The 20255-nt window shown below is 41.2% G+C and carries 18 protein-coding genes; 14 read left to right on the top strand and 4 right to left on the bottom strand.

Annotated elements, in window-relative coordinates; genetic code table 11:
• Positions 1 to 45: 45 nt before the first annotated feature.
• Positions 46 to 2541 (bottom strand): PBP1A family penicillin-binding protein, encoded by a 2496-nt coding sequence (locus tag HHO47_RS05615; protein WP_169019400.1) that lies wholly within the window; start codon positions 2539 to 2541, stop codon positions 46 to 48.
• Positions 2542 to 2673: 132 nt separating this feature from the next.
• Here HHO47_RS05615 and HHO47_RS05610 point away from each other — a divergent pair, with 132 nt between their 5' ends.
• From HHO47_RS05610 to HHO47_RS05570, 9 genes are all read left to right on the top strand, one after another.
• Positions 2674 to 3753: a pilus assembly protein PilM gene (locus HHO47_RS05610; protein ID WP_169019399.1), complete on the top strand. Its 1080-nt coding sequence runs from the start codon at positions 2674 to 2676 to the stop codon at positions 3751 to 3753.
• Positions 3741 to 4304: a PilN domain-containing protein gene (locus HHO47_RS05605; protein ID WP_169019398.1), complete on the top strand. Its 564-nt coding sequence runs from the start codon at positions 3741 to 3743 to the stop codon at positions 4302 to 4304. The genes HHO47_RS05610 and HHO47_RS05605 overlap by 13 nt, the downstream gene beginning before the upstream one ends.
• Complete coding sequence (locus HHO47_RS05600; protein ID WP_169019397.1) at positions 4304 to 4924, top strand: type 4a pilus biogenesis protein PilO; 621 nt, start codon at positions 4304 to 4306, stop codon at positions 4922 to 4924. Before HHO47_RS05605 ends, HHO47_RS05600 begins: the two co-directional genes overlap by 1 nt.
• Positions 4921 to 5457, top strand: coding sequence for a pilus assembly protein PilP (locus tag HHO47_RS05595; protein WP_169019396.1), 537 nt, complete (start codon positions 4921 to 4923; stop codon positions 5455 to 5457). The genes HHO47_RS05600 and HHO47_RS05595 overlap by 4 nt, the downstream gene beginning before the upstream one ends.
• On the top strand, positions 5444 to 7528 hold the full coding sequence (locus tag HHO47_RS05590) for a type IV pilus secretin PilQ (RefSeq protein WP_169019395.1): 2085 nt from the start codon (positions 5444 to 5446) through the stop codon (positions 7526 to 7528). The genes HHO47_RS05595 and HHO47_RS05590 overlap by 14 nt, the downstream gene beginning before the upstream one ends.
• Positions 7529 to 7712: 184 nt before the next feature.
• Positions 7713 to 8231: a shikimate kinase AroK gene (gene aroK / locus HHO47_RS05585; protein ID WP_008466255.1), complete on the top strand. Its 519-nt coding sequence runs from the start codon at positions 7713 to 7715 to the stop codon at positions 8229 to 8231.
• 25 nt (positions 8232 to 8256) lie between these two features.
• The gene (gene aroB / locus HHO47_RS05580) at positions 8257 to 9327 is read left to right on the top strand and encodes a 3-dehydroquinate synthase (protein WP_169019394.1); all 1071 of its coding nucleotides are present in this window, start codon (positions 8257 to 8259) and stop codon (positions 9325 to 9327) included.
• The gene (locus tag HHO47_RS05575) at positions 9327 to 10646 is read left to right on the top strand and encodes an AAA family ATPase (protein ID WP_169019393.1); all 1320 of its coding nucleotides are present in this window, start codon (positions 9327 to 9329) and stop codon (positions 10644 to 10646) included. The genes aroB and HHO47_RS05575 overlap by 1 nt, the downstream gene beginning before the upstream one ends.
• A 53-nt stretch (positions 10647 to 10699) precedes the next feature.
• A complete protein-coding gene (locus tag HHO47_RS05570; protein WP_169019392.1) occupies positions 10700 to 11551 on the top strand; it encodes a Dam family site-specific DNA-(adenine-N6)-methyltransferase in 852 nt (283 codons plus the stop codon).
• On the opposite strand, the gene HHO47_RS05565 is transcribed toward HHO47_RS05570, so the two are convergent.
• Positions 11514 to 11699 (bottom strand): DUF2970 domain-containing protein, encoded by a 186-nt coding sequence (locus HHO47_RS05565; RefSeq protein WP_169019391.1) that lies wholly within the window; start codon positions 11697 to 11699, stop codon positions 11514 to 11516. The two genes, HHO47_RS05570 and HHO47_RS05565, sit on opposite strands and share 38 nt — an antisense overlap.
• A 4-nt stretch (positions 11700 to 11703) precedes the next feature.
• Positions 11704 to 11997, bottom strand: a complete 294-nt coding sequence (locus HHO47_RS05560; protein ID WP_169019390.1) for a hypothetical protein — start codon at positions 11995 to 11997, stop codon at positions 11704 to 11706.
• Positions 11998 to 12281: 284 nt separating this feature from the next.
• On the opposite strand from HHO47_RS05560, the gene rpe reads away from it, so the two are divergent.
• From rpe to trpS, 3 genes are read left to right on the top strand one after another with little or no spacing between them, the layout of a single operon-like run.
• Positions 12282 to 12965: a ribulose-phosphate 3-epimerase gene (rpe, locus tag HHO47_RS05555; protein WP_169019389.1), complete on the top strand. Its 684-nt coding sequence runs from the start codon at positions 12282 to 12284 to the stop codon at positions 12963 to 12965.
• The gene (locus HHO47_RS05550; RefSeq protein WP_169019388.1) at positions 12965 to 13630 is read left to right on the top strand and encodes an HAD-IA family hydrolase; all 666 of its coding nucleotides are present in this window, start codon (positions 12965 to 12967) and stop codon (positions 13628 to 13630) included. The genes rpe and HHO47_RS05550 overlap by 1 nt, the downstream gene beginning before the upstream one ends.
• A gap of 48 nt (positions 13631 to 13678) precedes the next feature.
• On the top strand, positions 13679 to 14683 hold the full coding sequence (gene trpS, locus HHO47_RS05545) for a tryptophan--tRNA ligase (RefSeq protein WP_169019387.1): 1005 nt from the start codon (positions 13679 to 13681) through the stop codon (positions 14681 to 14683).
• 215 nt (positions 14684 to 14898) lie between these two features.
• Here the strand turns inward: trpS and uvrA are convergent, their stop codons facing one another.
• Positions 14899 to 17724 carry an excinuclease ABC subunit UvrA gene (gene uvrA, locus HHO47_RS05540; protein WP_169019386.1) on the bottom strand — a complete coding sequence of 942 codons (2826 nt, stop codon included), beginning with the start codon at positions 17722 to 17724 and terminating at the stop codon, positions 14899 to 14901.
• A gap of 164 nt (positions 17725 to 17888) precedes the next feature.
• On the opposite strand from uvrA, the gene HHO47_RS05535 reads away from it, so the two are divergent.
• A complete protein-coding gene (locus HHO47_RS05535) occupies positions 17889 to 19256 on the top strand; it encodes an MFS transporter (protein ID WP_169019385.1) in 1368 nt (455 codons plus the stop codon).
• A gap of 20 nt (positions 19257 to 19276) precedes the next feature.
• Positions 19277 to 19981 carry a single-stranded DNA-binding protein gene (ssb, locus tag HHO47_RS05530; protein WP_169019384.1) on the top strand — a complete coding sequence of 235 codons (705 nt, stop codon included), beginning with the start codon at positions 19277 to 19279 and terminating at the stop codon, positions 19979 to 19981.
• The last annotated feature ends 274 nt before the right edge of the window (positions 19982 to 20255 follow it).

Raw genomic sequence — 20255 nt, 5'->3', positions numbered from 1 at the left:
CCGATTGGCGCTTTTTTATATAGCAGCGATTTTATATCGCGACGACTAAAACAGCTCTTCTTCTGTTTTAGTTTCTTCTTCAAATACGTTGTCTACATGCTGCATCACATACTTAGTAGGCGAGGTGCCTTTTTCAAAGTATTCAAAGCGACTAGTGTAATCGTTCTTTTGACTCAAGAGCCCTGTTGCTAAATCGATTCGTACCGACACTAGTCCTTCAGGTGGCTCGATTGGCGCTTCAGGCTTATCTTTGAGTGCAGCTCGCATAAAGTCAATCCATGCTGGTTGGGCTGTTTTAGCACCAGACTCTGCACCAGAGATCTGGGTATTAGCCATGTTGTTATTATACGTTGAGCGACCAAGCGGGTTACCAGGATTATCAAATCCAACCCAGACTGAGGTCATAACATTACGGTTAAAGCCACTAAACCAAGTATCGACAGAGTCATTGGTAGTACCGGTTTTACCTGAAAGATCACGGCGCTTTAATACCTGAGCACGCCAACCAGTGCCACTCCAGCCGGTTTTATGCGCCCAACTACCGCCTCCCCAAATAGCACTATGCATCGCATCAGCTATCAAAAACGCATTTTGTTTAGATATGATGCGCGGTGCACAATGATTTGCAGCTTGGCTGGTATTTAACCCAGAAGTAGACTCAAATTGAGTCGTTGTTAGCGGAGGTGTAACAGGATCACACGCTAATAATGGTTCTGTTTTAAATAACACATTACCTGCAGAGTCTTGAATTTCATTAATGAAATAAGGGGTGATCAAGTGACCGCCATTGGCAAATGCGCTCATGCCACGGGCAAGTTCTAAAGGAGTAATTGACGCACTACCTAAAGCTAGCGATTCACTGCGATTGATATCATTATTTTGAAAGCCAAACTTTAATAGGTGATCAGCTGTGCGCTGTAAGCCTACGCCGCGCAGTAAGCGCACCGAAATAACGTTTTTCGATTGTGCTAAAGCACGACGAATACGTATCGGGCCGTTATATACTGCTGGGCTGTTTTTTGGTCGCCATGCAACCCCTAGGCTCTTGTCCCATTGATTGATTGGCGCATCATTTAAAATAGACGCTAAGGTGTAACCATTATTCAGTGCTGCTGAATAAATAAAGGGTTTTATGTTAGAACCTACCTGACGTTTTGCCTGCACGGCTCGGTTGTATTGGCTTTGTTCAAAGCTATAGCCACCAACAATCGCTTTAATGCGACCGTCATTCGGATCCAGCGATACTAATGCACTTGACGCTTCAGGTAATTGGCTGAGTAGGTAACTACCATCGTCATTTTTACGTAGCCAAATTTGTTCACCAGGATTGAGGATATCGGTTGCTACTTTCGGTGGGAAACCTTGACGGTAGCGCGTAATGTATTTGCGCGCCCATTTGAGGTTATCCCAGCTGAGACTAGCTTGTTCGCCATTTTTTAATAATACAGTGGCAGTTTGCTCACCGACATCGAGCACGGCTGCTGCTAATAATGGGGCAATTTCTTTTATCGGTTTTAGCTTTGCTAAAATTTCACTAGAACTTAGGGCTGGTTGCGTTTCAAAATCCCACAGTTGTTGCTCTGGGCCACGATAACCATGGCGCATGTCGTATGCATGGAGATTATTAACAAGTGCAGTTTGGGCTGCGGCTTGTACGTTAGATTCAACACTGGTGTAAACTTTAAAGCCACTATTATAGGCTTTTTCGTAGCCATAACGGGCGACCATTTCTGCACGCACCATTTCAGATATATAAGGTGCATATAAGTCTATTTCGGCACCATGAAATTTTGCTGTAATTGGTTCTTGAGAGTTCTGCTTGTAGTCTGCTTGAGAGATATAACCTTCATCGAGCATACGTCTGAGTACCACATTACGGCGTGCCTTTGCGCGAACTGGGTTTCTGATCGGATTTAAAGCCGACGGCGCTTTTGGTAAGCCTGCAATCATTGCCATTTGCGCTAAAGTTAACTCGTTTAGTTGCTTACCATAATAAACTTGTGCCGCGGCTCCGATACCAAAAGCACGATTACCTAATTCTATTTTATTCAGGTATAAAGCGAGTATTTCATTTTTGGTTAGTAAGTTCTCAATGTGTAACGCAATGAAGATCTCTTTTACTTTACGAATATAGGCCTTTTCACGGGTTAAGAAGAAGTTACGAGCTAACTGCATTGTTATAGTACTTGCGCCTTGTTTTTTCTCACCAGTTGAAATTAATACGAGCGCTGAACGTAAAATACCTATAGGATCTATACCTATATGGTCATAAAAACGATTATCTTCAGTGGCTAAAATAGCATTTATGAGTGGTTGTGGGATCTCTTCTATAGTTACTGGAATACGGCGTTTTTCACCGAACTGATTGATTAACAAACCATCTTTAGAAAAGACTTGCATAGGAGTTTGTAATTGCACGTCTTTTAAAACTTGCACACTGGGGATATCAGGTTTAACGTAATAATAAAGACTTACTAAGGTAATGAGTCCTAAAAACGCGCAGATGATAAAAAATTGTAAAGTTCGTTTCAATAAAATCACTTATATTTTCCCTAAATGGACTCCCAATTAGAATCGGAGACTGCTAGTATATATTGATTAAAAAATGAATAGTATTTTTTCATATAAAAATTATAACTTGTTTATTCTTAAAACAAAGGCCAAGTTGCGAACATGCTAAGTCAACTATTGAGTAAGTCTTCACCGATGATGGTAGGGATAGATATCGGTTCACATGCTATAAAAGCGGTGTTGCTGAATGAAACAGACAGTGGCTACAGGCTCGAAGCGTTAGCAATTGAACCAATGCCAAAAGGTACAATGGCTGAACGCAATATTCAAGATATTGAGGCGATTGGTAATATTATTACTAAGTTAAAGCGTAAGTTACCTAAATCAATTCGTTCGGCAGCAGTGGCAGTATCGGGGCAAACCGTTATTACGAAAGTAATTTTTATGGATGTTACGCTTAGTGATGCAGAGCTGGAATCGCAAATAGAAATCGAAGCTGACAGCCTTATTCCTTATCCATTAGATGAAGTTAGCCTAGACTTTGAAAAGCTCACTACCAACGAAGCGGATCCTTCCAAAATGAATGTGTTGCTTTCAGCTGCGCGTACTGAAAGTGTTGAAGCCCGTGTTGGTGCATTAGAATCGGCTGGCTTAATCGCAAAAGTAGTTGATGTAGAAAGCTATGCCCTGAGTCGCGCAATGGATGTGTATTATCAGCAATTACCAAGCGATGCATTTAATAAATGTGTAGCTGTGGTCGATATTGGTGCGGTACTTATGCTAGTCAGTGTGGTACTTGGTGGCGAAACGATTTACACCCGAGACCAAGTATTTGGTGGCGATCAATACACTAACAGCATAGTGGCTTATTACAATAAAAGTTTTGATGAGGCTGAAATAAGTAAAACGACAGGCGATCTTCCGCCTAACTATACGTTTGAAGTATTGGCACCGTTTCAAACTTCCTTATTGCAGCAAGTACGCCGCGCAGTGCAAATGTTTCTTACCACCAGTGGCAAAGATCAAATAGATTACATCGTGCTTACGGGTGGTACTGCGATGATTGATGGCCTCGATAGGCTGCTAATTGAAGAACTCGGTATTCATACCATTGTGGCAGAACCTTTTGAAAATATGGATATTTCCCACCATGTTGATCGCAATGTGTTACAGCGTCATCGTACTCAATTTGCAATAGCGACGGGTTTGGCATTAAGGAGTTTTTCATCATGCCACATATAAATCTACTGCCGTGGCGCGAACAGCAGCGTAAACAATCGCAGAATAAATTTGTTACTATTTTATTTTTCGTGGTGCTTGGTAGTTTTATCAGTATGTATTTATTGAGTAGCTATTACGGCGGTTTACGAGACGGTCAAAATATTAAAAATAACTACCTTACAACAGAAATTAGCCAATTAGATCGGCGTATTAGTGAAATTCGTGAGTTAGATAAAAAGAAAGAAAACTTACAGCAACGTATGCGCTTAATTGAAGAGCTGCAAAGTAGTCGTAATTTAGGTACGCAAATTATGGATGAAGTTGCCAAAATTGTACCAACGGGGGTGTATCTAACTAAGTTAGAGCGCCGTGGTAGTGCAATTCATGTGGTTGGCCGTAGCGAATCAAATAATTACTTATCAAACATGTTGCGCCTAGTACAAAACTCTTATTTGCTCGAAAAGCCGACAATGCAAGGCATTATAGCAGGTGAAAAATCGTCTCGTTTATTGAGTGATTTTAATATGGAATTTTATGTAAAACCCTTTGATAAGATCGGAGAGGTTAAATAATGAACCTTGATATCAAAGCGTTAACAGAGATTGAATGGAACGAAATTGAGCTTGAAAATATTGGCGACTGGCCAATAGTTGTAAAGATTATTTGCTGCACTTTTGTAGCTGCCTTGGTGCTATTTTTTAGTTACAGCTTATTGGTTTCAGATGAAATAGATAGTTACCATAATGCGGTTAGTAAAGAAGTTGAGTTACGCAGTACCTATCGAGTGAAATACGCTGTGGCCAGTAATCTAGAAGTTTATCGCCAGCAAATGGTTGAAATGGAAGAAAAGTTTTCTTTACTACTAAAGCGCTTACCGACTTCAAACGAAACCCCAGGCTTACTTGATGATTTATCTTATGTGGGTACGACTAGTGGCTTAACGTTCCTTAAAATTGGCTGGTTACCAGAAGTGGAAAAAGAATTTTATACCGAGTTGCCGATTAAAATTGAAGTAGTAGGTAGCTACCATGAGTTTGGTGACTTTGTTGGCAAAGTGGCACAACTTCCTCGTATCGTAAGTTTGCATGACTTTTCAATTAATAGTTCAGAATCAGGCAAACTGACCTTTAGCGTAGTTGCCAAAACTTACCGCTATGAAGGCGATGTGAAGAAAGTAGGGGCTAAAAAATGAAGAAACTAGCCTTGGTTTTACTCAGCGGTATTTTAGTGAGCGCATGTAACGATGATACTTCTGAGCAAAAAGAATTTATTGATCAGGTAAAAGCCAGCACGACCCCTAAGGTAGAGGCTATTCCAAAATTGACCCAGTTTGAGCACTTTGAATACAATGCACAGCAACTACGCAGCCCTTTTGTTGCGCCGCAACCGGAAATTATTCAAAATAACATGATTCAAGTGAAAAACTGTTTGCACCCTGATCCTGATCGTACGCGTGAAGTATTAGAGAAATATCCGTTGGATAACCTAGTCATGAAAGGCACGCTGGGTTCTGGAGGCCAAACATGGGCCTTAATTAAAGCTGCAGATGATACTTTACACCGAGTCACTATCGGTAATCATATTGGTTTGTATCATGGTGTTGTGCAAGATGTTAAAAGTGATTATATAGAATTGTTAGAATTAATTCCCGACGGGTCTGGTTGTTGGAAAGAGCGGCTGACGAAGCTTGAAATGTTAGAGGCGGGATCCAATGGCACTAGTTAAAAATAAAAAAGGTAAAATTAAAATGCATAAAGGAGTATCTTGGAGTAATCGCATTCAGCAGACTTTGTTTGTTGTTATTGCCCTTTTTATCACGCAATCAGCAATGGCTACCCCGTTATTGTATGATGTTCGTTATAGCCCGCTAATAGCTGGAGAAACACAGCTACAGCTGGTATTTGATGAAGAGTTGACCGAAGAACCAAAAGTTCAGGTATTTAATAATCCGGCCCGTATTGAAATGCGCTTTAATGCAGCGAGTGTTGAGCAAGGTTTAAGTGAAGTACAAATCAATCAAGCGGGTATTGAAAAAGTGAATAGTGTAGCCGTTGATGGTAACTTAATTGTCACTGTTCATTTAGAGCGTTTAAAAATTTACCAAACAACGGTGAGCAATAATCTTGTTTCATTACACATCTCAGATAATCCGATCACTTCACAAGAAGATACTAATACCGCTAAAGAAGTGACTGGTAATTACATTAACTCAATCCAGTCTATTGATTTTCGTCGCGGGGAAAAAGGTGAAGCACGAGTATTGGTATTTTTACAAGATACTCAAGCTGCAATTGATGTGCATGAAAGTGGCGGTAAGATTATTGCTGAATTTCATCATACTGATATTTTAGATGACTTATTGTATGAACTGGATGTGCTAGATTTTGGCACGGTAGTGAGCTCAATTGAAACATTTAAAGAAAATAATATGAGTAGGGTAGTAATTACCCCTAATGCTGCGTTTAAATTCACTTATCAACAAATTGAAAATATCCTTACTCTTACAGTCGAGAAAGATGATTCACAACGTTCATATTTAGAAGGTGGTAAAGAGTATCAAGGTCGTCCTATGACCTTAAACTTTCAAGACATTTCCGTGCGTGCTGTATTACAAATTATCGCCGGCTATAACGATTTCAACCTAGTAACCAGTGACTCAGTCAGTGGCAACATAACTCTACGTTTAGAAGGTGTTCCTTGGGATCAAGCACTTGACGTAGTATTACGCGTTAAAGGCTTAGACAAGCGTATGGATGGTTCTATATTAATGGTGGCACCATCAGAAGAGCTAGCCGCCCGCGAGGCGAAAGAGTTAAAAGCCAAGCAGCAAGTTGAAGACTTAGAGCCACTTTATAGTGAGTATATTCGTTTGAATTATGCTAAAGCGGAAGAGTTCGCTGATCTACTAAAAACAGATACCAATAGCATCATTAGTGCTCGCGGTAGTGTATCGGTTGATAAACGTACCAATACCTTGTTAATTAAAGACACAGCTAAAAGCATTGAAAGTGTTCGCCGTATGGTCGAAACCTTAGATATCGCTGTTAAGCAAGTCATCATTGAAGCACGTATGGTTACTGTTCGTGATAACGTTAAAGAAGACTTAGGCGTACGTTGGGGCTTTAGTGATGCTTCGAGTGATGGTGGTATCTCAGGTACTTTAGAAGGCGCTGATGCGATCTCTAACGGGACGATCCCAAATATTTCTGATCGCCTTAATGTTAATCTGCCTATTACAGGTGCCGCCGGTAGCATTGGTATGCACGTTGCCAAATTAGCAAATGGTACATTACTGGATTTAGAGCTAACTGCGCTTGAAGAAGAAAACCGTGGTGAAATTATCGCAAGTCCGCGTATTACTACCGCCAATCAGAAAAAAGCACGTATTGAACAAGGTACCGAAATACCGTATGTTGAATCTGCTTCAAGTGGTGCTACAACTGTTAGCTTTAAAAAGGCAGTATTGAGTCTTGAGGTAACACCACACATCACCCCAGATAATAAAGTTATCTTGGATTTAATCATTACCCAAGATACCCGAGGTGATACGGTACAAACTGGAACTGGTCCTGCAGTTGCAATTGATACCCAAGAAATTCAAACTCAAGTACTGGTTGAGAATGGTCAAACCGTGGTACTTGGTGGTATATTCCAGCAGCAAATCATTAACTCAGTTAAAAAAGTACCATTATTAGGTGATATTCCTTACCTAGGAGTGCTGTTTAGAAGCACGAGTGAGTTTAATGAAAAGAAAGAATTGCTTATTTTCGTTACTCCGAAAATCCAAATAGAGTAATTTACAGTGATTTATTCTTACACAACGAGTAATTATTAACTTTAATTGCTCGTTAATTGGCTTTTTGTTCTAATTGACTTGAAATATCCAATCAATTACTGAGATAATCCCCTCCTTAATTTTGGGGCCAGGTCGTTAGGCGGGGTTTTATTTCAAATTTTAGAGTTCGTTTGTACTAAAAGATATGGCTGAAAAACGTAATATATTTCTAGTTGGTCCTATGGGGGCTGGCAAAAGCACAATTGGTCGTCACATTGCAGATCAATTACACCTTGAATTCGTCGATTCTGATCAAGAAATCGAACGCCGTACCGGTGCAGATATTGCCTGGGTGTTCGATCTTGAAGGTGAAGAAGGCTTTCGACTTCGTGAAGAATCTGTCATTGGCGATCTTACAGAAATGCAAGGTATTGTACTTGCGACTGGTGGTGGTTCAGTGATGAGTAAAGAAGTACGAAACAAGCTTTCAGCTCGTGGTATTGTTGTATACTTAGAGACACCTATCGAAAAGCAAGTTGCACGCACGCAGCGCGACAAGCGTCGCCCATTACTGCAAACAGAAGAAGCACCTCGTGATGTATTAGAGCGCTTAGCTGAAGAACGCGAACCGTTGTATAAAGAAGTAGCTGATTTTGTTGTACGCACTGATGAGCAAAGCGCTAAAGTTGTCGCTAATCAAATCATCGAGAAATTAGATTTTTAAATACCAATAAGAAAGGATACTAGCGATGCTTGAATTAACAGTTAATTTAGACGAGCGAAGTTATCCTATTTATATTGGTCAATCTGCTCTTCAACAGACTGACAGGCTACATCATCATATTGGTGATTGTCGACCTATCATTATCACTAATGACACCATTGCACCTTTATACCTAAGCGATGCAATGGCGTTATTAGCTGATTTAAATCCGCTAAGTTTTATTATTCCTGACGGTGAGCAATATAAATCACTAGAATGGTTTGAAAAAATTTCAGCTTTTTTACTTGAAAACAATTGCGGCAGAGATACTTGCTTAATCGCCTTTGGTGGTGGTGTGGTTGGTGATCTGACTGGTTTTGTTGCGGCCTGCTATCAACGCGGAGTACCGTTTATTCAAGTACCTACTACCTTATTATCGCAAGTTGATTCATCAGTTGGCGGTAAAACGGCGGTTAACCACCCTTTGGGTAAAAACATGATTGGGGTCTTTTATCAGCCGCAAGCCGTGTTTATTGATACGCAATCATTGCATACCCTTCCTGCTCGTGAATTTGCAGCCGGTATGGCTGAAGTCATTAAATATGGCTTAATTTACGATACAGAATTATTTACTTTTCTTGAAAACAATACCGCGCAATTGCAGGCTTTGGATGAAGAAACCATTCAGCATGTAATTTTTCGTTGTTGTGAAATTAAAGCATTAATAGTGGCACAGGATGAAAAGGAAGCGGGTCTACGTGCTTTGCTTAACTTAGGTCATACTTTTGCGCACGCTATTGAAGCGCAAATGGGCTATGGTCAATGGCTCCATGGTGAAGCTGTTGCAACAGGTATGGTGTTGGCAGCAAAACTTGCACATACTCGAAGTGATTTATCTAGCCATGAAGTATCAAGAATTATTGCTTTAATCGCACAATATAATTTGCCGTGTGATATCCCTGATGTAATGAACAGTGAACATTTCTTACATCACATGCGTAAAGACAAAAAGAATAAAAAAGGTACGATCCGCTTTATACTCCCCACTCAGTTTGGTCAATGCACATTGGTTGATGATGTCTCTGATCAACAGGTTCGAGACTTAATAGGGCGCTAATGCAATCGCAAATCTTACCTAGCCGTGCGGCTTTGGTTGATCGGATTGCCCTACAGTTTGAATATGGGCAAAATTTAATTGTCTTACTGGGTTCTTCTGGACTTGGTAAAAGTTATCTTCTCGAAACCTTTATTACCGATAAATACAGTGATTTTAATAAGTCGTTTGTGCAGCTTAGTGCACGGATGAGTGATATGCAATTAATGGGTGAGCTATTGGAGCAAAGCTTCCACTCACCGTTAATTGATCAAAACCTAAGCCTGTCAGAAAATTTTTACCAGCTTGCCAAACAGCAAAATTGTGGCCCATGTTTGTGGGTGTTAGATGGTGGGCGGCATTTATCTGAAGAAATGGTCGAAGAGCTAACAACGCTTGCCAAACATAGTCCTACTACATTATATATCTTACTGGCATCGCAATCAGTGAGGCAATTTAAAAGCGCTGTTGAAATTCATCTCGAAGCACTTTCAATGGCAGAAAGTAAACAGCTGATGAAGTGCTATTTTAATGATTTACCTTACGATGAAGACCCGGTATTTCAAACCTTTCTACGTGAAGCACACGGTAATCCGAGTTTATTGTTAGCGTGGCAGCCAACACAGCATACAGCTAAGGTTGTAGTCCCTGATAAAATGTCTTGGCGAGTACATTTAATAACGCTGCTAGTGATTATTATGTTACTCATCATTGGCTTTTTATATCAATCTGATATGACCCGTTGGTGGCATGATTTTTATCAGCCACAACCAGAAACCGCGGTTGCGACGGCAATCGCAGTCGATACTTTAAAGCAACCTGTAGCCGCTGCAGTGATAACCGACTCCTCAGAAGTAGAAGCCCGATTAACTGATCAACAAGCTCAAGCAGAGCAAGTTCAGTCGCTTATTGATACTCCTACTCAGGAAAATAATGTCGCAGCAATATTAGATAGCTTGATGCAAGCCGCAGAGCCGGTGGATGTCACAACGAGTTTAGCTGATGCTGTTATTGAGCCCGCAGTGAGTAGCGAAGCGGAAGTTGTTGATAATCGTTGGTATCTGCAACAGCCAGACAGCAAGATCGTGATCCAGTTACTCGCGGTAACTCAACAAACAATTGCTGAACAGTATGTGCTTGAACAAGGGTTGCAACCACTAGTTAAGGTCTATCAGACGCGACGTAATGGTAAAATGTGGTGGCTGGTAACCTATGGTAGCTATGATAACTTAAATGCTGCTCGCGAAGTGCTCGCAAGCCTACCTAAAGCAGTGCGTAAGAATCAGCCGTTTTATAAAAAAATTAGTAAAATAAAACAAGAAATCGCGTTACTAGATCAGTAAACTTACTTTGATTAGTGTAAAATCGCGGCACACCAGTTTGAAGTAAAGAGCCGATGCAGAAAAAGACCAGAGCCTTCCTTAAATGGGCTGGCGGAAAATACAGCTTAGTTGAAGATATTAGCGCGCGCTTAAATGAAGCGAGTAAACACGCAGATACCTTAGTTGAACCGTTTGTTGGCGCTGGCTCGGTATTTTTAAACACAGATTTTAAAGATTATATTCTTAATGATATTAATGCTGATCTCATTAACTTGTATAACGAATTAAAAAACTCTCCAGATGAATTCATCTGCGATGCAAAAAAACTGTTTGTTGATTTAAACAACCAGCCTGACGCATATTATGATTATCGCGTACAGTTTAATCAAAGTAATGACATCTACGAGCGAGCGATTTTATTTTTATATATGAATCGCCATGGCTACAACGGTTTATGCCGCTATAATCTGAAAGGAATTTTTAATGTGCCGTTTGGTAAGTACAAACGTCCGTATTTTCCTGAAAAAGAAATGTACTTTTTTGCCGAAAAAGCACAACTAGCCACATTTACTTGTTTAGGTTATGACGATGTATTTAAATTAGTACCCGATAACGCCGTGATCTATTGCGATCCACCCTATGTACCTTTGAGTAAAACGGCATCGTTTACCTCTTATGCTAAGGGGGGCTTTAATTTGGATGATCAGGCGAATCTAGCTAATTTAGCTGAGCAGGCGGCATTTGAAAACAAAACACCGGTATTGATCTCAAACCACGACACGGTCTGGACGCGGAAAATATATAGCCAAGCAACGTTAGCTGAAATTCAAGTTAAGCGGACGATTAGCCCAAAAGGGGGATCACGTAATAAAGTGAACGAACTAATGGCTATGTATTTAGCACCCAAGTCACCACGCCATAAATAGCGGCAACAAAAATAATAAATAGCATAATTGCAATGATGATAATACTCAGTGGGGAGTGTTGCTTGAAATCGGCGTGACGTTTATTTTCAGACTGCACGCCAAAAAATGCCGCAATAACACTTTGTAGAGCGCTGATCAGTTGCTGCATTGGATTAGAACCTAGGGCTAAGTGAGCGCGATTTTTGTGGTTCGTCTGAGCTGGTTAATAATTCAAGTAAATCTAAATAATGAAATTGTGCACTGCGGCTATCGCCAGTGAGCCATGACATCCAACTTGATTCTTGTTCGACCTTCATGCATTGTGCTGCATTATTAATTGTTAAATGACCTGAGCTACATTCGTAATCGTTAGCTGCAATAAGTGTACCATCACTTTTCGAAAAATAGCTTAGTGTACCGATAGTTATAGCAGCCGCAGTTAAGATCCCGATTTTAAAAGCACGCATTTTACTAAGTCCATAATAGTGTAACTCACTAGAGCATACATAAAAAATGCTCAAATAACAAACTTAATTCCCTATTAATAAACACAAAAAATTAATAAAATTAAAAGGTTAAGGTAAAAATAATGTTTATATTTGGCGGCTTGAAATATAACTGTTGCAAAACTTCAAATAGAGTTAAAGCTTTAATTGGCAGGGGTTCTTGGGGAATAGCTTGATTTAGGTTACATTATGCCAATTAACGGCCCTGCTATTTTGCGCATTTTTAATATCACTAAGGATTGTTTATGTTAGAAACACTACAAAAGTACCTTATTGCCCCATCTATTTTATCTGCTGATTTTGCCCGCTTGGGCGAAGATGTTGAGCGTGTTTTAGCTTCTGGTGCAGATGTAGTCCATTTTGATGTGATGGATAATCACTATGTGCCAAACTTAACAATTGGGCCTATGGTGTGTAAGGCACTACGTGATTATGGCATTACTGCGCCTATTGATGTGCATTTAATGGTTAAACCGGTCGATAGTTTAATACCGCAATTTGTTGATGCTGGCGCTTCAATTATTACCTTTCATCCTGAAGCGAGTGAGCATATTGATCGCACTTTGCAGCTGATCAAAGATCATGGTTGCCAAGCTGGGTTAGTATTTAATCCAGCAACCAGTTTAAGTTATTTAGAGCATGTGATTGATAAGCTTGATGTGATTTTATTAATGTCGGTTAATCCAGGTTTTGGCGGTCAAAGTTTTATTTCTCATACTTTGGAAAAACTACGCCAAGCACGGAAAATAATTGATGATTCAGGTCGTGCTATTCGTTTAGAAGTAGATGGTGGTATTAAAGTCGATAATATTGCGGCGGTGGCTCAAGCCGGTGCTGACATGTTTGTTGCTGGCTCTGCAATTTTTAATCAGCCAGACTATCAACAAGTAATCGAGCAAATGCGTACCCAGCTAGAGGGTGTAAAATAATGAAGTATGAAGCCGCCTTATTTGATCTTGACGGTACTTTAGTTGATAGCGTTTATGATTTATACATAGCGATGAATCTGACGTTATCTGATTTAGCTTTTCCAATTGTAACTCAAGGGTTGGTACAAAGCTGGGTTGGTAACGGCATTGAAATGCTGGTTAAGCGAGGTCTCAGTGGCGACATGCAAGTTAGTGAGCACTTAGAACCAGCATTAGCTGAGAAGGCACTTGCGATTTTTTATGGTCATTATGAGCAACAAGTAGGTGAATACAGTGTGCTTTATCAACACGTAGAAACCGGCCTTGCGGCTTTACGTGGCATACCAAAAGCGTTGATCACTAACAAAGCCCGCTGTTTTACTGAAAAGCTACTTGATAAGCTTGCTTTAAGCAGTCATTTTGAGGTGATTGTGTGTGGTGATGACATGGCTAAAAAGCCTTCACCAGAACCTTTATTATTTGCTTGTCAGCAATTAAATGTACCAGTGAGCCAAGCAATTATGATTGGTGACTCAAAAAGTGATATCTTAGCGGCGCAAGCGGCACATATAGACGTACTTGCCGTTAATTATGGTTATAACCAAGGTGAAAATCTTGCTGATTTGAATCCACAGTACCTCTGTGAGAATTTCTTAGATATAATACCTGTTCTTACCCAGCGTTAAGCGGCTTTTAATTTTAGTATTTTTATTTTAATAATATAAAGGAAAATCATGAGTAAACCAGTAGTGTTAAGTGGCATGCAGCCAACCGGTGGAATGACAATAGGCAACTATGTTGGCGCTATTAACCAGTGGGTAAAGCTACAGGAAGAGTATGATAGCCACTTTATGTTAGCTGATTTGCACGCGATTACGTTACGCCAAGACCCAGAACTTTTAAAAGCGCGTGTATTAGATGGCATCGCTTTATATGTTGCATGTGGTATTGATCCAGATAAAGCTGCTTTATTTGTGCAGTCGCAAGTGCCTGAACATGCACAGCTAGGTTGGGTATTAAACTGTTATGCGCAAATGGGCGAGCTTAACCGCATGACCCAGTTTAAAGATAAGTCAGCAAAGAACACCAGCAATGTAAACGTTGGCTTGTTTGCTTATCCGGTATTACAAGCCGCAGATATTTTACTTTATCAAGCGGCGCAAGTACCAGTAGGTGATGATCAAAAGCAGCACCTTGAACTAACACGCGATATCGCAACGCGTTTTAATAACTTATATGGTGAAGTTTTCACGATCCCAGAACCTTACATTCCAGAGTTTGGTGCGCGAGTAATGAGCCTGCAAGATCCACTGAAAAAAATGTCTAAATCAGATGAAAACCCAAATGGTTTTATCATGATGTTAGACGAACCAAAAAAGATCGAGAAAAAGCTTAAAAAAGCAGTAACTGATTCAGACGAGCAAGCGCGTATTTATTTTGATCGCACTGAAAAACCAGGCGTATCAAACTTACTAACACTTATGTCTGTTGCAACTAAACGTTCGATTGAAGAGTTAGTGCCAGAGTACGAAGACAAAATGTATGGCCATCTGAAAAAAGACACAGCTGACGCAGTCGTGAGTATGATCGAGCCAATCCAAGCGCGTTTTAAAGAGATCCGTGAAGATCAAGCGTTGCTCAACAACATCATGAAAACCGGTGCTGAAAAAGCCAGTGCTCGCGCAGAAGTAACCTTAAAGTCTGTTTACAACGCGATTGGATTTATCCCACGCAGTTAACTTCATTAGAATAAAAAGTGCTGTTAATAAAGGTGAGTAACTTTGGGTAATAAATTTTATGCGATCAGAACCAAATAGCTTTACCTTGCTCATCAAAGCGCGGTTTATGAGACTGCAAATTTTGCTGTTGTTGCCTCAGCTGTTTGTTTGCACGCCATTTGGCAATTTTTATATATCTTAACACCGGGCAACCTGAGTACATAAAAGAGAAAACCCTATTTTGATAATAGGGGTTTCAAATAGTGGCCGGTATGTGAACGCTCACATTCGGCTACTTGCTCAGGGGTTCCAGCAATCAGTATTTCTCCGCCGCCAGCACCACCTTCAGGGCCTAAATCAACAATCCAGTCAGCCGTTTTGATTACATCTAAGTTATGTTCAATTACTACGATAGTATTGCCGTGATCGCGCAAGCGATGTAATACAACTAACAGTTGTTCTATATCAGCAAAGTGCAATCCTGTGGTTGGTTCATCTAAAATGTATAAGGTTTTACCTGTGTCACGTTTAGATAGCTCGCGGGCGAGTTTAACCCGTTGCGCTTCACCACCTGAGAGTGTGGTGGCGGCTTGGCCTAAGCGAATATAAGATAAGCCCACATCCATTAAGGTTTTTAGTTTACGCGCAATGGCAGGTATTTTATCAAAATAGTCGTGTGCATCTTCCACCGTCATTTCTAATACTTGATGGATATTTTTGCCTTTATACTGTACTTCTAACGTTTCACGGTTATAGCGTTGCCCTTTACAGACATCACATGGTACGTATACATCCGGTAAAAAGTGCATTTCTACTTTAATTACGCCATCACCTTGGCAGGCTTCACAGCGGCCACCTTTAACGTTAAAGCTAAAGCGACCCACTTTATAACCACGAGAGCGAGATTCTTGCGTGCCGACAAACAACTCACGAATGCCAGTAAAAATACCGGTATATGTGGCTGGGTTTGAGCGTGGGGTGCGGCCAATCGGGCTTTGGTCAATATCGATAACTTTGTCAAAATGCTCAAGGCCACTAATTGATTTGTACGGTGCAGCTTCGGCAGTGGTCGCTCCATTTAATTCGGTATGAGCAAGTTTAAATAAAGTGTCGTTGATAAGCGTTGACTTACCAGAGCCTGATACTCCCGTAATACAGGTCATTAAACCAAAAGGTATTTTTAAATCGACATTCTTTAAGTTATTACCGCTAGCACCAAATAGATCTAACCACTTGTCGTTGATTTTATGGCGCTCTTTGGGAACTTCTATTTTGCGTCGGCCAGATAAAAATTGCCCTGTTACTGACTCTTCGCTAGCTAAAATATCATCACGAGTACCTTGGGCGATGATATAGCCGCCATGTACGCCAGCTCCAGGACCAATATCAATAATATGATCGGCGGCACGAATGGCATCTTCATCGTGTTCTACCACAATCACGGTATTACCTAAATCGCGTAGATGGATCAGCGTTTGCAGTAAACGGTCGTTATCGCGTTGATGCAAACCAATCGATGGTTCATCAAGTACATACATTACGCCTACTAAGCCTGCACCAATTTGGCTGGCTAAGCGAATACGTTGCGCCTCACCGCCAGATAAAGTATCGGCACTGCGCTCTAAAGAGAGATAATTTAGGCCGACGTTGATCAAAAACGATAAACGGTCGCGAATTTCTTTTAAGATTTTCTCAGCTATCTGGCCTTTTTGGCCAGTTAAGCTTAGTTGCTCAAAAAAGCTCATCGCTTCACCAATACTCATACTGGTGATCGCGGGTAAGTTAGTTTGTCCGATAAATACACTGCGTGCTTCTTGGCGTAGGCGTGACCCTTTACAACTTGGGCAAGCTTGGCTGGTTTGATATTTCGCCAGCTCTTCGCGCACAGAATTAGACTCTGTTTCACGGTAGCGGCGGTTCATATTATTGAGTACGCCTTCAAACTCGTGATTACGGGTAATTAAATCACCACGATCATTACGGTAATTAAACGCAATTTTTGTATCGCCAGAGCCTTCAAGAATTATCTTTTTAGCGCTTTTACTAAGATCTTGAAACGGTACTTCTAAATCAAATTTATAGTGTTCAGCAACGGCTTGCAGCATTTGAAAATAGTAAAAGCTGCGTTTATCCCAGCCTTTTATGGCACCGCCAGATAAACTAAGCTCTGGATTTTGAATCACTCTATTGGGGTCAAAATATTGACGAACGCCTAAACCATCACAACTTTGGCATGCGCCTGCCGGGTTATTAAATGAGAATAACCGAGGTTCAAGCTCGGTCATGGCGTAGCCACATGTTGGGCAAGCAAAGTTAGCTGAGAGCAGTAACTCATCGGTGTTTGCGTCATCCATCGATGCAATTGTTGCGACACCGGCTGACAGCTCTAACGCGGTTTCAAACGATTCGGCTAAGCGTTGTTGTAAGCCATCTTTCACTTTAAAACGATCGACCACGACTTCAATAGTGTGTTTTTTATGTAGTTCTAAAGTCGGTGGATCTGAAAGGTCACACACCTCGCCATCAATACGGGCGCGAATATAACCTTGGCTGGCTAGTTGCTCTAATAACTTAACGTGCTCACCTTTGCGCTCTTTCACTACAGGGGCTAGCAACATCAGCTTGCTGCCCTCAGGGAACGCCAGCACGGTGTCGACCATTTGGCTAACAGTTTGTGCCGCGAGTGGCAAATCGTGAGTAGGGCAACGCGGTTCGCCAACACGGGCAAACATTAAGCGTAGGTAATCATATATTTCGGTAATGGTGCCAACGGTGGAGCGGGGATTATGTGACGTTGATTTTTGTTCAATTGAAATTGCCGGCGACAACCCTTCAATATGATCAACATCTGGTTTTTCCATTAAAGATAAAAATTGCCTGGCATAAGCCGATAAAGATTCTACATACCGACGCTGCCCTTCTGCATATAAGGTATCAAATGCTAAAGACGATTTACCCGAACCAGATAGACCGGTGATAACAATTAATTTATCACGGGGAATGGTTAGGCTGATGTCTTTTAAATTGTGCGTGCGGGCGCCTCGGACTTCAATGTTTTCCATGCTATCTCGTTTCATTACCAAGTTGATTTACTGAGTATCTCATAATACGTGCGAATATTAATCCTTGATCAATGAAAAATCATCGCATTGGGACGATTATTTCTCTGTAAGCTTGTGGTAGAATCCCTGCTCAAATTTTAATAGACAGCAAGAACACGCGAATCATGACAGCTTCTTCACTCAATTCACGAGAAAAACGCGCCGCAGTTTCCTTAGCGAGTGTGTTTGCATTTCGTATGCTTGGCCTATTTATGCTAATGCCAGTATTAGCGATTTATGGGCAAGAATTATCAGGGTTTTCACCGATATGGATTGGTTTTGCGATTGGCGCCTATGGTTTAACACAAGCTGTGTTACAAATTCCCATGGGCTGGTTATCGGATAAAATTGGCCGTAAAAAAGTGATTGTTGGCGGTTTAACTGTTTTTGCCATCGGTTCGATGATTGCTGCCACGGCCGATTCAATGCAAATGGTCACGTTAGGGCGAGCATTACAAGGGATGGGCGCAATTGCCAGCTCGTTATTAGCTTTTGCTTCTGACTTGAGCCGCGATGAGCAACGACCAAAAGTGATGGCCGTGATTGGTATGAGCATAGGCATGAGCTTTGCTATTGCTATGTTACTTGGCCCAATGGTTGCCGCAGCGTGGGGTCTTGCAGGCGTGTTCTGGTTAACCGCTATTTTGGCCGTTGTGGGTATTTTTATTGTATCGTTTTTGGTTCCAAAAGCGGTTAGCAAAGCCCCCAAAGGCGATACCTTAGCAAGTGTTAGCGATATTAAAAAGCTCATTAAGCATCCGCAATTAGCGCGTTTAGATTTGGGGGTGATGCTATTACATTTGACCTTAACGACGATTTTTGTCGCCTTACCAGGGCAGTTAATTGCCAAAGGTTTAGCAGCACAAGCGCATTGGCAAGTATATATTCCCGTTTTATTACTGGCATTTTTATTAATGGCACCAGTGATGATCATTGCGATCCGCAAAGAAAAAGAGAAACTGGCATTTGTTGGCTCTATCGCAGTGCTTGCGCTAAGTATGTTAGCAATGGCAATTGGTGTTGACTCAATCATCGGCATGGCGATGTGTATGCTGGCGTATTTTGTTGCCTTTAACTTTTTAGAAGCGACGATGCCGGCATTAGTATCACGCTTAGCACCAGCTAGCCAAAAAGGCTCGGCGATGGGGGTGTTTTCGTCAGGACAATTTTTTGGTGCATTTTTAGGTGGTATTTTAGGGGGTTACGTTGCGCAATCAACAACGCCGCAAGCAGTGTTTGCCGCAGCCGCAGTTGTTGGGGTAATATGGCTTATCCTTGCGTGGAATATGCAAGTCCCGCCACGAAGTAAAATGATAAGCTTAATGACAGAATTAAGTAACGAGCAGCAAGCGCAAACCCTTGCTTCTCGTTTAGTTGCTTTACCGGGCGTAATTGAAGCAACAGTAGTCTGTGATGAAAATCGCAGTTATTTAAAGATTGATGATAAAGAATTTGACCTAGACCAGGCCCGTAAAGTGGCTGGTTTAATATAACGTTTATAGGAGAAAGGTCCATGGCACGCGGTGTGAACAAAGTAATCTTGGTTGGTAATTTAGGTCAAGATCCAGAAGTACGTTATATGCCTAACGGCAATGGTGTAGCGAATATTACTCTAGCTACGTCAGATAGCTATAAAGACAAAAACACCGGTCAAATGGTTGATAAAACAGAGTGGCACCGTGTTGTGTTTTTTGGCAAGTTAGCTGAAATTGTTGGTGAATATTGCCGTAAAGGTTCACAAATTTATGTTGAAGGCAAACTTCAAACCCGTAAATGGACTGATCAACAAGGCCAAGAGAAATACACCACTGAAATCGTTGTGGATGGTTTCACTGGTCAAATGCAAATGTTAGGTGCCCGTGGTGGCGACCAACAAAGTGGTGGTTACCAAGGTGGCCAACAACAGCAAAGCCACGGTGGTCAATCTCAAGGTGGTTACGGCCAACAACAGAGCGCACCGCAGCAAAGTGCACCACAACAAGGTGGTGGTTATGCTCAGCAGCAAAGTGCACCACAGCAAAGTGGTGGTTATGCGCCAGCGCCACAACAAGCGCCAGCACCCCAGCAAAGTAATCAATACCAAGGTGGCGGTTATGCTCCACAAGGTGGCGGCCAACCACAAGGTGGTTTTGCACCTAAGCCACAAAGTGCTCCGCAAGGCGGCGCATCAAATCCAATGGAACCACCAATCGATTTTGATGACGACATTCCGTTCTAGCACACAGTTAAACTAAGAGTGTTAAAATACTCTGGAAGGCCGCTGTTTAGCGGCCTTTTCAATTTTATTAGTACTTATGAAACAATGTGGTAATTATTAATGAAAGCCTCTTTAAATATTAAGTTTAAAGGTTTTTTTGTTATTTTTAGAAAGCAATTGTGATGCGCTAAAAATTATAAATATTTATTCCGGCTTAGGTAGCTAAAAATGCGATGGTTTTATTCATTATAATGTTCGATAACATTTAAACGCCGCTCTCAGCCTTGTGTTTATA

Source organism: Pseudoalteromonas arctica (assembly GCF_012927645.1).
GTDB lineage: Bacteria > Pseudomonadota > Gammaproteobacteria > Enterobacterales > Alteromonadaceae > Pseudoalteromonas > Pseudoalteromonas arctica_A.
The sequence above is the reverse complement of the archived record's forward strand: the minus strand, read 5'-3'. Positions and strand labels throughout refer to the sequence as shown.